Annotated in this window: 10 protein-coding genes; 5 read left to right on the top strand and 5 right to left on the bottom strand. The window is 66.9% G+C overall.

Annotated features, from left to right (window positions below):
- Nucleotides 1–187: 187 nt before the first annotated feature.
- Complete coding sequence (locus IHV25_RS09790; RefSeq protein WP_192534948.1) at nt 188–2062, top strand: acyltransferase family protein; 1875 nt, start codon at nt 188–190, stop codon at nt 2060–2062.
- A 391-nt stretch (nt 2063–2453) separates the two neighbouring features.
- On the opposite strand, the gene IHV25_RS09785 is transcribed toward IHV25_RS09790, so the two are convergent.
- Nucleotides 2454–3521, bottom strand: a complete 1068-nt coding sequence (locus tag IHV25_RS09785) for a glycosyltransferase family 9 protein (RefSeq protein WP_192534947.1) — start codon at nt 3519–3521, stop codon at nt 2454–2456.
- Nucleotides 3522–4294: 773 nt separating this feature from the next.
- Between IHV25_RS09785 and IHV25_RS09780 the strand changes: the two genes are divergently transcribed.
- Genes IHV25_RS09780 through IHV25_RS09770 form a run of 3 tightly spaced genes read left to right on the top strand, consistent with a single transcriptional unit; the run spans nt 4295 to nt 6948 of the window.
- Nucleotides 4295–4990 (top strand): SCO family protein, encoded by a 696-nt coding sequence (locus tag IHV25_RS09780; RefSeq protein WP_192534946.1) that lies wholly within the window; start codon nt 4295–4297, stop codon nt 4988–4990.
- Nucleotides 4987–6384 carry a cobyrinic acid a,c-diamide synthase CobB gene (locus IHV25_RS09775; protein WP_192534945.1) on the top strand — a complete coding sequence of 466 codons (1398 nt, stop codon included), beginning with the start codon at nt 4987–4989 and terminating at the stop codon, nt 6382–6384. The genes IHV25_RS09780 and IHV25_RS09775 overlap by 4 nt, the downstream gene beginning before the upstream one ends.
- Nucleotides 6385–6387: 3 nt before the next feature.
- Nucleotides 6388–6948: a YcgN family cysteine cluster protein gene (locus tag IHV25_RS09770; RefSeq protein WP_192534944.1), complete on the top strand. Its 561-nt coding sequence runs from the start codon at nt 6388–6390 to the stop codon at nt 6946–6948.
- A gap of 353 nt (nt 6949–7301) precedes the next feature.
- Here IHV25_RS09770 and IHV25_RS10685 read toward each other — a convergent pair whose 3' ends face one another.
- The 4 genes from IHV25_RS10685 to IHV25_RS09750 form a co-directional block, all read right to left on the bottom strand.
- A complete protein-coding gene (locus tag IHV25_RS10685) occupies nt 7302–7766 on the bottom strand; it encodes an SH3 domain-containing protein (RefSeq protein WP_192534943.1) in 465 nt (154 codons plus the stop codon).
- 327 nt (nt 7767–8093) lie between these two features.
- Nucleotides 8094–8411, bottom strand: a complete 318-nt coding sequence (locus IHV25_RS09760) for an ATPase inhibitor subunit zeta (protein WP_192534942.1) — start codon at nt 8409–8411, stop codon at nt 8094–8096.
- 1135 nt (nt 8412–9546) lie between these two features.
- Nucleotides 9547–9936, bottom strand: a complete 390-nt coding sequence (locus tag IHV25_RS09755) for a hypothetical protein (protein WP_192534941.1) — start codon at nt 9934–9936, stop codon at nt 9547–9549.
- A 76-nt stretch (nt 9937–10012) separates the two neighbouring features.
- Entirely contained in the window at nt 10013–10252 is a 240-nt protein-coding gene (locus IHV25_RS09750; RefSeq protein ID WP_192534940.1) for a zinc-finger domain-containing protein, read from the bottom strand.
- 813 nt (nt 10253–11065) lie between these two features.
- On the opposite strand from IHV25_RS09750, the gene IHV25_RS09745 reads away from it, so the two are divergent.
- On the top strand, nt 11066–13198 hold a 2133-nt coding region (locus IHV25_RS09745; RefSeq protein ID WP_192534939.1), incomplete at its 3' end, for an autotransporter outer membrane beta-barrel domain-containing protein.

Raw genomic sequence — 13198 nt, 5'->3', positions numbered from 1 at the left:
CCCACGCCCGGCAGACCCACGCCCGGCCCCGCGGCCGGGCCCAGGATTGGACCCCGGATCGGGCCCTCGCCCGGCCCCAAAATCCGTACCCGTCACCGGCCGACCCGGTCCCCCGGAGCCGCCCCCCAAAACGCCCGCGTTCCCCGGAGCGCGTCGTCCCCCCTTCTGATATGTTGCGAGCCCACCCATGACCTCTCCGACTGTGTCCCTTCGTCAGGATATCCAGGGACTGCGCGCCGTGGCTGTTCTCTCGGTTCTGGCCTTCCACGTGGAAAAGAGCTGGATGCCCGGAGGATTTGTCGGCGTCGACATCTTTTTTGTGATCTCCGGTTTCCTGATCTCCTCCATCATCGTGCGGCAGAAAGACCGGGGCGGCTTCTCGTTCGGCTCGTTCTACCTGGGACGCATCCGGCGCATTGTCCCGGCCTACGTTGTCCTCCTGCTGGCCGTGACACTGTTTGCCATCCTGTTTCTGGCCGTGGACGACTTCAAACACTTCAAGCGAAGTCTGGTGTCCGCGCTGTATTTCAACAGCGCCCAGTATTTCGGGAGCTTCGGCGACTATTTTGCTCCCCAGGCCTACGAGCTTCCGCTCCAGCACACCTGGACCCTGGCCATCGAGATGCAGTTCTACCTGGGCCTGCCGATCCTTCTTTATTTCCTGCCCAAGAGGGTGGCGCAGTGGGCCGTGCTGTTCCTGGCGGCGGGGCTTCTGGCCTGGTCCGAGTATGCGCTTCGGGCTCCCCTGGAGGCCCAGGCGATGTACTTCTCGCTGCCCGCCCGGATCCCCGAGTTCATGGCCGGAACCCTGCTTGCCCTGTTTTCGTCGTCCCTGCGCTGGTCGCCGCGGGTTGCGGACGGGGCCTCGCTGGTGGGGGCGGGACTTGTGGTGCTGGCGTGTGTGGGCCTTTCGGAGAGCAGTCCCTTTCCCGGCGTGCGGAGCCTGATCCCGGTCCTGGGTGCGGCCCTGCTGATCGCGGCCGGGAGCCGGAGCCTTGTGGGCCGCGTCCTCGCCACCGGTCCCATGGTCTGGATCGGGGGTCTCTCCTACTCCCTGTACCTGTGGCACTGGCCGGTTCTGGCGTTCACCCGCTACTACCTGGGGGACTACAGCATCCCCGGGCTCTGGATCCCGGTGCTCCTGCTTGTGATCCTGGGACTGTCCTGGCTCTCGTACACCTGCATCGAGACCCCGTTCCGGCAGGGCAGCAACCGACGCCTTGCCACCGGTCTTGCGGCCGCTCTCGGGCTTCTTCTCGCCCTCACCGTCCCCGCCCGCGCCCTGAACGAGGCGGTGGTGATTGAGGATCTGGACCGGGCCGTGGGCAACAGCTACCGCAAGGGCTGCCACGTCACCATGCTGGATGACTGCCGGCGCGGCTGGCTGGAGCAGAAGGACACGCCCTTTGTGCTTCTCGGGGACAGCCAGGCCGAGATGCTGAACCTGTTCTTTGACGAGGTGGGCACGCGCAACCGGTTTGCGGTCAACTCGATCACCTCGAACTCCTGCCTGACGTTCCTGGGGCTCGCCGCCACGGATCCGAAGGGCGAGTGTGCCCTCCAGAGCCGGAACGCGAAACCGTTCCTCGACCGGGCCCGGGTTGTCATCGTGACCGGAAACTGGGCCAGCTGGTACAACAAGCCGAAGTTCCAGAGCGCCATGAACGCCTTCCTCGACGACATGGAGGCTCGGGACAAGAAGGTGGTTATTGTGGTCTCCATCCCCCTTATGACCTCCCATCCCGGCCGGGCCGAGCGCTTCCGCCGCCTGGGCCTGCCCCTGCATACCGCCCCCGAACCCAGCCCGGAATTCGGGCAGATCCGCAGCGCCATGGCGCTCTATGCGGTCGGACGGCCCAACGTTACGTTCCTGGACCTGTCGGAAAGCCCGGTTCTGCAGACCCCGCCCTACTACAACGACCACCTGACCTACAAGGACGAGGGACACCTGAACCGGTACGGCGCCCGGGAGATGGGGATCCTGTCCTCGGACACGATGGGCCCGATGCTGAAGGGCCTGCTGGGCCGGGAGGCTGAAGGGCCTGCTCCGCAGGGACGGTGACAGCTCACGCGACACAACGCGCCGAAGCCGGCCCGACCCCCGGGGCCGTAACGGCAAACACACCCCGGGGCCGTAACGGCAAGGACACCCCCGGCCACGCGCAGAGGGGCGAGCCAGAGGTTTCGGCTGCGCCCCTCACACCCGCACGCCGCAACGCACCTCCACCCCACCTTGCCCCAACATCACCGGGGGGCTCCCCCGGCCGGGCAACACCGCCCGCGACGCGTCCGCGGCAGGCAAAACCGCCGGCGGCACGGACCCGGGCCCGGGCGTTACCGGTGTCTGCACGGAAGGCCCCGGCCTGCTGGCGGACGGGGTCCGCCACCGCAAGTCTCGGGGATCGGTTTGGTTTGGTTTGAGCGTGGGGACGGCGTCGGAACCGCCGTCCGGCCTACGACGCCGGCCAGGCCAGGGCAGGGTCCGCCAGAACGGACTCCAGCGCGCTCCGGACACCGGGAAGGGGGATGTCCCCCGGCGCCCACTCCTGCCCGCTGAAATCTTCCGGAGACAGGGCCACAACCCTGGCCGTGCGGGGGGTGAATTTCTTGCGCACCCCGTGGGAGCGATAGAGGATCACCAGCGGGCGCCCGCCCTCGGCGATCAGGTGCGCGCCACCGCAATCCCCGGCGAGGGTGCCGCGCAGACGCGCCCCGAGGGCCATGGTCAGGGCCGGATGGGGATTGACCGCCTCCTGAAGCGGAAACCGCGCCTCCGGCACCGCCTCCCTGACGGGGTGCTCCATCTCGGTTTCGTTGGGCCCAAGGATAAACACCGGCACCCGCCCCGCGGCCACCTGCTCCCGGGCCAGGGCGATAAACCGCTCCAGAGGCCAGCGCTTCGCCGGATCCCCCGATCCCGGAACGAACCCGACATACTGGGCACCGTCCGGAAGCAGGCGCCGGGCCTCCGCCTCCCAGACCGGGTCGGGAAGAGGAACCGGCTCGAACGGGACCGGCCTCTTCGCAGCAAGCGAAATCAGAACGAAGAAATAGTCAATCACGGGAGCCGGCCGCCGAAGCCCAAGCCAGGGCCTGCGGGTCGAGAACAGGTACTTCCAGGTACCCGAAATGAAGGTCCGGTGGCGGGTCGCCCCGCGCAGCCAGAGCGTCTTGCGCCGCTTCAACTGGGTGTCGATCACCACATCAAAATGCTGCTCGAAAAAGGGGCCGGGCTTTCCGTCCGGCGCCACATCATCCAGGCGGTGGAACTCGTCAATGGCCTGCCGGGTAAAGTCCCGAAGCGCGCTCGCAAGCACCGTGTCCCCTTCGGACAGCCACACAATCCGGGCATCCGGAAAAACGCGCCGGAGCGCCGCCACAAACGGAAGGCGGATGACCCCGTCCCCCATGATTTCCCCGACCGAGTACACCAGAACCCGGCGGGGGCCATCGGCCTGCCGTCGGTTCAGAAAGGGGAACCGGACCGGGCGGTCCGGGCGTGTGGTTTCGGAAGCGTTCATGGAGCCGGGCCTCTCGGTGGGACGTGTGGGGATTTCACCCGGTTTTTCGACACTCGAAACCGGAGATGCTGGAGCATAATGCCGCGCAAAACGCCGGGTCAACCGGTTCCCGCCGCGCGATGAGGGGACCGTATTGAGTTTCACGCGCCGGGCCGAAAACCGCGCCGAAAGCCGACCAAGGACCGGGTCGGGCTCGGGGAGAGCGTGCCCGCTCCCGACAGGCGTGACCCGACCGCCGGCAGGGACGGCAGCGGACCGCGCCCGGCCACCCGTTGGCCCGATCACTCCGCCCTGTGCGCCCCCCATCCCGGCCCCACCCAATGCGCCTGACGCACCGGCAGCGCGCAGAACACCCCGCAGCCCTCCCGGCCCCCGGGGCCGTAACGGCAAAGGCACCCCCGGCCATGGGCAGAAGGGGCGAGCAAGAGGATCCGGCTTCGCCCTTCACACCCGCACACCGCCCCCGGGTCCGCACCCGCCCGGCGGCGGCTGCCCCAACCACCCCTTGCCCCGGCCACCCGTTGGCCCGATCACTCCGCCCTGTGCGCCCCCCATCCCGGCCCCACCCAATGCGCCTGAGGCACCGGGAGCCGCGGGGCACAGCCATCGGTCCCGTCGCCGCCCCCGGGCCCCCGCACAATCCGCACCCGGATACCGCGCCCCGCCGCCCTCCTGTTGCGTTGAAAGCCGCCGACCAGTATATCGTTGAGGGACCGGAGCGTTCGGGCTCCGGGCCGCCGTCCCCTTCCCGCGCATGTCGAAAGAGAGCCCCGATGAGTTGCGTTCCCCCGCCCCCGGAGACCCCCGACCGACCGTCCGCCGACCGGACGAAACGCAAGGGCGGTTCCCTGACCGGCCGCATTGTCGGCACCCTTGTGGCCTCGGCCCTGTTCCTCGCGATCCTGTACGGCGGGGAGGGCTTCCTTCCCGGCCTGGGTGGCCCGGGCAGTGGCATCGGCGGCCCCTTCCAGCTGAGCGACGCCAGCGGCGAGGCCTATACGGACCAGTCCTTCCCCAACCGGCTTCTTCTGATCCAGTTCGGCAAGCCCGCCCCCATGGTGGACGGACACCCGGAGACCCCCGGCTGGCTGGCCCCGGTGGGCGAGGCCCTGGCGCGCCTGAGTGCGCAGGAACGCGCCCGCGTGGCCGCCGTCTTCGTGGGCCTGGACCCGGACGCCGACAGCCCGGACGATGTGGACGCCTACGCCCGGGCCACCAGCCCGGATATCCTTGGTCTGACCGGAACCCCCGACCAGATTGACAGCGTCCTCAAGGAGTACCGGGTCGAGGTCCGCCGCGACACGAACCCGGACGGCTCCCCCGCCGCCATCACCGCCTTCAGCGCGAACACGTACCTTCTGAGCCCCGAGGGGCGCTACATCACCTGGTTCCCTCCTGGAGCCTCGCCGGATGACATCGTCTCGGTCCTGCGCAAAGTCATGGGCACGGAAAGGGCGCAGACACCTTGAGCACGCCCGCACCCGCCCCGTTTCCCGGTATCATTGTTGCCGCCCCGGCCTCCCGCTCCGGCAAGACCACCTTCACCCTGGGCCTGCTGAGGACGCTCCGGAACCGGGGGCTCCGGGCGACCGGATTCAAGGTCGGCCCGGACTACCTGGACCCGGCCTATCACGCCGCCGCCGCCTCGACGCCCTGCTACAACCTGGACACCTGGGCCAACCCGCCCGAGGCCATCCGGGCCACCATCGCCCTCGGGGTCAGGGACAGCGACCTGGCCGTGGCCGAGGGGGCGCTCGGCCTGTTTGACGGCGCCATTGGCGTTCCGGATGCGGAACAGAACGGGTCTGCCGCGGCCCTTGCCCTCCAGACCGGCTGGCCCGTGATCCTGGTGGTGCCCGTCAACGGCATGGGAGCCAGCGCGGCCGCCGTCGTCGAGGGGTTTGCACGACACCGCCCCGATGTCCATATACGGGGTGTGGTGCTGAACATGGTGGGCTCGGAGCGGCAGGGAAAAGCCCTGACCGAGGCCATCGAGGCCGCCACCCCGGACATCCCGGTTCTTGGCCTTCTGCCCCGGGACGCGCAGCTTGGCCTCCCCGAGCGTCACCTGGGGCTGGTGCAGGCCCGGGAACATACCTCCCTCGAGGAGTTTCTGGACGGAGCGGGCGCGCTTGTGGGACAGAACGTGGATGTGGCCCGTCTTGTGGCCATTGCCCGGGCCGGAACCCGGGCCCGGCCGGTGCCCCTGCCCCCGCCCGGGCAGGACGAGGCGGTCTGCCTTCTGCCTGCGCCGGGGAACCGGATTGCCGTTGCCCGGGACGACGCCTTTGCCTTCGCCTACCCCGCTGTCCTGGAGGGCTGGAGAGCGCGCGGTGCCGACATCGTGTTCTTCTCCCCGCTGGCGAACGAGGCGCCCGCCCGGGATGCGGACGCGGTCTATCTGCCGGGGGGCTATCCCGAGCTTCACGCGGAGACCCTTGCGAACGCCGGAACGTTCCTCGCGGGCCTTCGGGAGGCGGCCGGGCGCTCCCTCCCGGTGTACGGGGAGTGCGGCGGCTACATGGTTCTGGGAGACCTGCTCACGGACTCCGGCGGAAAAAGCCACCCCATGGCGGGCCTCCTGCCGGTGGAGACCAGCTTTCACAACCCGAAGCGCCACCTGGGCTACCGGGAGGTGACCGTGCTGGAGGACAGCTGGCTCGGTCCCGCCGGAAGCCTGTTCCGGGGACACGAGTTCCACTACTCGATCATCCGCGAGGCCGCGAACGGACACCCCCTGTTTGCCTGCCGGGCAGCCGACGGAACCGACCTCGGAGCCATGGGCCACCGGCGCGGGTCGGTCTCGGGGAGCTTCGTTCACCTGATCGCACACCGCACCTCACCCAACCAGGACAAGGGCTGACACATGAGCGACGCTCTCCTCCCCCGCGGTACGGACGCCGGCACCCCGGCCTCCGACGGGTCTGCCAAAAACCGGACATCCGGGCCGGACACCCGGGCAACCGAACCCAACCCTGCGCCCGCAGGCCCCTCCCCACGGTTCTGGGAAACGAAGGCGCTGCGCGACATGACGGACGCGGAGTGGGAGAGCCTCTGCGACCATTGCGGAAAGTGCTGCCTCCACAAGCTCCAGCACGAGGAAACCGGCGAGATCTTCTACACCAACGTGGCCTGCCATCTGCTGGACCTGAAAACCGGGCAGTGCTCGGACTATGCCAACCGCTGGAAAACCGTCCCGGACTGCATCAAGCTCACCGCCGACAAGCTGGAGACCATCGCCTGGCTCCCCTCCACCTGCGCCTACCGGCTGCTGGCGGACGGCAACCCCCTGCCCCCCTGGCATCCCCTGGAAACCGGAACCCAGCGCAGCGTGCGCAAGGCCAAGGTCAGCGTGCGGGGCCGCACCATATCGGAACACGACGCCGGCCCGCTCGACGAGCACATCGTCAACTGGGACGACCTCTGAGCCCCTGCCCGCCCCGGCGCTCCGCAGCAGTGACCCGAGCGGCGCCCTGAGCGGCAGGGACCGGATAACGGACACAGGGCAGGAGCCCCGGTGGAGAGGCACGGTCAAGAGCGCGGTGGGACGCGTGGTCAGGGCCCCGCTGGAGGAGACCGCGGGGGAAACGGCCACTGTCAGCCGGACCTGATGGCAAGGCGCCCGGTGGTGCGCACGGCGTGAAAGATCACAAAACGGGATAATACGGGGGACACCCTCACCTGACGGCAGCACGGAGGGCGTCCTGTCAGGGGCGGCCTGGGGCGGCCCGCCAGAGGCACCCCGGGCGTCTCCCCCAGTCCGCGCGTCTCCCGCGGACGTCAGTCCACCACCTCTCCCGGATACAGGCCCCAAAGGGCAGCACGGGGGATCCAGCCCTCCACCTCGCCCAGACGGACGCGACAGAAAGCCTCCTCTTCCGGGCATTTCAGGATCCGGATCACCACACCGGTGCCGACCTTCACAAGGGGGCGCGAGGTGGCCTCGGGCTTGCGGCGCACGACCCAGTCCCCGTCGCGGGTCAGGCCGTGCCGGTTTCCGGTCAGCATGGAGCGGTGAACCCATCCGGTCACGCCGTCCACATCCCGGATCATCCGCCACAGATCGTATTCGGCCACCACCTCCACCGGGAGGTTGATCCGGCGGTAAACCCAGGCGCTCGGGTAGCGCTTCCCCGGTCCGGTCCGCAGGTTGACAACATTGAAGCGCAGGGAAACGAAACGGGGGACCGGCTGGCCGGACGGCGTGCGGGAACCGGGAAGGGCCTCGACCGGGACATCCGGCACCGAAGGCACCGCGCCGGTCCCGGACTGTGCGACAGGCCCGGCCCCCGGCCCGCCCTCGGCGGCTGCCACTGCCCCGTGAGGCGGGGCCAGAACCACAGACCCTGCCAGAACACCAGCCAGCACGAGCGCACCCCCGCGCGCGCGAAGGGCCGTCACCGGAGGGAGCGAACGCAGCCGGGACACGGGGGCCGCCGGACCCCCGCCGCCAAACAACACCAGAGACCGGAGCCAGACCGTCCGGAGCCGGCTGAATGCCATGTCAGAAGACCCCTCACCAACGCGGGCGGCGCAAGCGGAGCGGACACCTCAGGGTCCGCGTCCGGACGCTCAGAGCGCCGCGGCCCTCGCCTGGGCAAGATAGCGCTGGTACTTCAGGCGGATACGCCCCTCGGTCATGTCAATGCCGCTGGCCTTCAGATCCGCCAGCAGCCTCGACTCCATGCGCGAGACCGCATCCGGCTCCACCGCCAGATCACCGGCCCGGCGCACGTAGATCATCGACGCCTCCGCGTTCAGGCCCATCTCGCCCGCCGCCCAGCGGGCCAGAGAGCGGATCGCCTGCGAGGACAGGCGGAAGGCCTTCTCGCCCTGACAGGCGAATTCGGTCTCGAAAGCACGCTCGCGGTCGCTAAAAACGTTGTTCATCCCCGGAGACTTTCCTGCTGGACAGAAACGAGAACATCAAGGTGCCAGAGCAGAGTGTGACGTGTCCTGCATGGCCCGACAAGGACTGGTTCTATTCGACACCTTCGCCAACGTCAAACCCAACAACGCCTGCGCGGCCTCCCATGTGCAACGGACCGGGGAAATCCTCGGGTTTTCGTGGCTCCGGGCCCCGGTTCGAGACCTGATAAAAAAAATCAATTCATGATTGCCACCCGCCGGACCGGCACCCGAAAAGGGCGGCAGGACGAGAATCGGAGCGAAGGGAGCCTCCGGGAGATCGCCCGACCGCAGCCACGATAACGGCCGAACGCCAGGAAACGCGGGCACTGCCCTGAAATCACCCGCCCCCGGACCCGCCAGACACCCGGCCGCACACCCCGGCAGGGGACCGGAACGCGGCAGCCCCGGGACGCGGGCCGACGGGCAGACCCAACGGACATTTCACACCGAAAACGTGTAATGATTGGGCAACCGCGGCGCACTGGGCAAAGCCTGAACCGGGAGCGGCCGGGCCGGTTACCGCGCGCCGAACGTGAAGGAGGAAAGCGCCGCCAAACCTCGGCAAAAGAAGGCAGCCGGCTCGTGGACGGACCCCACCCGCTCCCGAGGAAGGGGTATCCTGATCCCTCGGGAGGCCGGCCGCGCCCGGGAAGCCGGGGAACGCGCCCGATCCGGGAACCGGGCACGAGAGACGCCGCCCGATCCGGGAGCCGGGCGGACCGGGACCGGACCCAGCCAGGCTGTACAACAGCACGCAAGCCTCCCCACCCTCCCCCGCACCCGCGGGAGCCACGCCCGGGGGCCGTCCATCAGGAAAAGCCCGGGACCACGGGGGACCACCGCCCCACCCCCGGCATCAGCGAACGCACCCGATGCCAGGGCGAATGCCTCCGCTGGCCCTCACGGAGCCGGAGCACACACCCGCCGCCACAGCACGCCGGAGAGCCCGGCTCCCCTCGTCCCGCCGCAGCCTCTCCGGGCACAAAAAAACCGGACAGGCCGCTCAGGGCCCGTCCGGACACACATCGTGTTTCAGCAATCAACCTCACACGGCACAAACAGCGGTCCGGGATGCCCGAAGGGCCGGTCTGTCCCGCGCCCGGACCGCAGGCCCCTACTCGAGTACGCGGTACCCGCGCCCGGCCATGCAGCGATTGATAATGTCTTTCTGGGACAGGGCCGTTCCGGTGCCGACGGCCGCGCCGGTCCCGATACCGCCAATGGCAGCGCCCATGGCCGCGCCCGACCCCGGGCTGCCCGCCACCGCGCCAACAGCGGCGCCAAGAGCCGCACCGACGGCCGCACCGCCCAGCGTGCCCAGAACCGTATCCTGGCCCACACTTTTCTCACCGGCGTAGGACTGGCACTCGGCCAGGTCGCGCTCGTACTCGGCCATGGTCTTGTTGGACATGCGGTAGTCGATGACGGGCTTGTGCCCGGTGCATCCCGACAGAACCAGCGCGCTCACGCCAATAACAACGGCGCAATGTTTCGAGAACTTCATGAACACCTCTGTTGAAACCGGAGTAAAGAAAACCTGCTCCCGTCGATTCAAGCCCGGAGGCGGAGACGAGTTCAAGTTACGAGGCGGTAACAAACCCCTGCGCAGCGCGCCCGGACACGGGAAGGACACTCTGCTCCTCCCGGGCGTCAAAAACGAAGCGACACGAGCAGTAGGGGCAGACGACCTCCTGGCACGCCGGAGGGATCTTGAGGAAGACGCGCGGGTGTCCCAGAACCGGATGGCCTCCGTCGCAGCAGACGACAAGCCGGTTGACGCGGCGGGTCTCGAGAATACGAACGCTTGAGTGGTGGGTCATGGCACATTATCCGGACAAGGGATGTTCAGTTCATCCAGTTTGAATAATGATACCAAAATGACGTAAACGCGCAACAGAAACCCCTCCTTTCTTATCCTTTCGGCCTACACGCCCCGGAGAAGGCGGACTTTTGACTACCCTCGCGATCACAAAAACCCGCTCCTCCGACCCGGGACGCGATGCCCCTGAGCGAGACGGAACGCTTCCGAAGTGTGACAGCTCTCCCTCACCCGCCCCCGGGTTCCCGGCCCCACAGGCCCGACGGCCGGGAGACTCCAAGCGCGCCACAGCGTAACGAGAGCCCCAGGTATGTCCCAGAGATGGCCTTTTGGGAGGCGCCCCCGAGCGATGCCGCGCCGCTCTTGCCGGGCGGATGCAAGCTTCGCTGCCCGGCCGGGCTTCGGGACATCAGGGCCAGGGGCAACACTCCGGACCGGGTGACGTCACGGCTCGCCCCTCGCCCCTCACACCTCAACCCACGCGATGCCCCGGCATAAACCGGGGCTTTTTGTGCCCGGACGGGTGCCGGATCACGCCCGCCAAACCCGCGCGCCGATGCGCACCCGAGGCCGTGGAAAGCCCTTCAGGGCCCGAAAACACTCCCCTCCGAAGCACGGGAAGCGGACACCAAAGGACAGTAAAAATAGCGATTAATATTTAACAGTCTGACATTGCTAAACAACAATCAGATATACGTGTGCAATGTGTATTAATAAAGAAAAGAACAAAAAACACTATCTATTGAATCCGGCTTATTAAAGAACTAACATTTTGATCGCTTTTGCTTTGCGTGAAAACATCGGAGATTTAGGCATGTCCATTTGGAGACACCACCGAACGTCCTTTGCTTGCAGGCCTGCCCGCAAGCGCAGTCGCGCGCTTTCCGGCGTGGCCCTTGCTCTGGCGCTGGGCGCCACCGGCGCCGGGCAGGCGACAGCAGCGGACTATGAGTGTCCCCCCAGTGCTGGCGGAAAATGTACCGTGACGGGTGCGGTGACCTGGGAAAAGCTGGGGCAGGCGGGCTTCAGCGGACTGCTGTCCGACCTGGCGTTTTCCGGACCGGGCGGAAAGGTAACGTTTGCCGACGACACGACCCTCCAGGCCACATCCGGTAGCGCGGACCAGCGTCTGGTCGTGGGGGACGGTGTCACCGCGACGCTTTCTGTTGCAGATGGCAAAACCCTGACGATCAAGGGGGGGACTCTGGAAACATCCAATGCAAATGCCTGGGGCGGCGCGATTCAGTCCATAAAGAGCACCCAGGCGCCCACACAGACCGCGTTGACAATCGACGGCACCTCCATCTTCACCGGGAACATGGCCAAAAGCGAAAAGGGCTTTGCCAGTGGGGGGGCGATTTATAGTGGTGGATGGGGGCCCGTTTTGACCTTCCTCCGGGATGCTACCTTTACCGAGAACTCGGCCGTAAGCGGCTCAGGTCGATCCTGGGGCGGGGCGATCTTTAATTCGGGTCCATTGCGTGCCTACGGCGCTACTAAATTTTCGGAGAACAGCGTCACAAGCCAATCGAACGAGGCCTACGGTGGGGCGATGGCCAATGGTGGGTTCGTAACTTTCTTCAAGGATGTCACATTCTCTGGAAATAGAGCTTTCAGCATATCAGGTGCTGCTGTGGGAGGAGCAGTTTACAACAGCACAAGCACAGTCACCCTCTCCGGGGGAGCTGTCTTTAGCGGAAACAGGGCTCAAAGCGATACGGGTAATGCTATGGGTGGCGCGATTGCCAGTATCGGTATTGTGAATCTCTCCAAGGCCGTTACATTCTCTGGAAATATAGCCGAAAGCCGTTCAGGCGAAGCCAGAGGAGGAGCGATTTATAACACCGTCAACGTAAACCTCTCCGGCGAGGCCACCTTCACCGGGAATTCTGCGACAAGCGCTTCGAGCAATGCCTATGGTGGCGCGATTTTCAGCGGGGGGGGGAGCAAAATCACTTTGGAGCCGGGGGAAGGCAAGACCATTCTTTTTAGCGGTAACACGGCCAACGGCGTTGCAAACTCGATTTATCTGCAAGCGATCGATTGGAGAGATGCATGGGTTCGGGTCGTTGAGGCCGGCACGGTGGACATGAGGTCCGATCCCATGGCGGGGCAGACACTGGATGGAGGGAGCATCACTCTCTTCAAGGACGGGACCAGCACCTGGTGGCTTGGGGGTGAGAACGTCTTCGCCGCGGATGACAACGCGGACAGCCGGACGGATTTCCGGGTCAAGAACGGAACCCTTGCCTTTGCGGCCGGAGCGTCCGGCGGCACAACCGTCGATCTCCGGGGCCTGAAGTCCGCCTTTGCCCCCGAGGCCCCCGCCACCCTGCGCCTGGAAGGCGACAGCCACAAAATTCTGGCCGGAAACGGCGGTCTGAGCCCCGCCACCGGAACCGGCGGGACCATCACCCTGGCCGCAGGCTCCACCCTGACCTTTGATCTGGACGCCGCTCGGCAGAAAACCACCGTTCTCACCCTGCGGGCCGAAAACGTGGTCCTGCCGACCGCGTCGGGGGAAACCGTCAACCTGGACGTCCGGTCCTTCAAAAACGTGGTGGGCGCCGAGTACTGGCTTCTGGACGCGGGCGTGGACCTCACGGACCGGGTCACGCTGAAGTACCGTGGCGAGACGATTGTGGGCTCCAGCCTGGAGGGCGCTCTGGTCGGGGAGCTGAGTGCCGACAAAAAGGTCCAGAAGCTCATTGTCAAACAGCTGCCCAACCGGAAGCTGACCTGGGTCGGGGACAGCAACACGTGGAACACGACCATCGCAGACAAGTGGCGTCTGCCGGACGGGACAACCCTGACCGTGTTCCTCCCGGGCGACGCGGTGGAGTTCATCCCGGAGCATACGGGAACCGTCGACATCAATGCCGGTGGCGTGGTCGTGGCCGGCATGGAGATCAAGGGCGGCACGTTTGTGTTCAAGGGCGGCGAGATC

Origin of the sequence: Phaeovibrio sulfidiphilus, from assembly GCF_014861485.1 — a bacterium.
Classification (GTDB): Bacteria; Pseudomonadota; Alphaproteobacteria; order Rhodospirillales; family Rhodospirillaceae; genus Phaeovibrio; species Phaeovibrio sulfidiphilus.
Note: the sequence above shows the minus strand (reverse complement) of the source record. Positions and strands in the feature narration are given on the sequence as shown.

Bases quoted from the DNA above. Each gene is read 5' to 3' on its own strand.
- IHV25_RS09790 (WP_192534948.1), top strand. From the start codon at position 188: ATGACCTCTCCGACTGTGTCCCTTCGTCAGGATATCCAGGGACTGCGC.
- IHV25_RS09785 (WP_192534947.1), bottom strand. From the start codon at position 3,521: ATGAACGCTTCCGAAACCACACGCCCGGACCGCCCGGTCCGGTTCCCC.
- IHV25_RS09780 (WP_192534946.1), top strand. From the start codon at position 4,295: ATGAGTTGCGTTCCCCCGCCCCCGGAGACCCCCGACCGACCGTCCGCC.
- IHV25_RS09770 (WP_192534944.1), top strand. From the start codon at position 6,388: ATGAGCGACGCTCTCCTCCCCCGCGGTACGGACGCCGGCACCCCGGCC.
- IHV25_RS09760 (WP_192534942.1), bottom strand. From the start codon at position 8,411: ATGAACAACGTTTTTAGCGACCGCGAGCGTGCTTTCGAGACCGAATTC.
- IHV25_RS09755 (WP_192534941.1), bottom strand. From the start codon at position 9,936: ATGAAGTTCTCGAAACATTGCGCCGTTGTTATTGGCGTGAGCGCGCTG.
- IHV25_RS09750 (WP_192534940.1), bottom strand. From the start codon at position 10,252: ATGACCCACCACTCAAGCGTTCGTATTCTCGAGACCCGCCGCGTCAAC.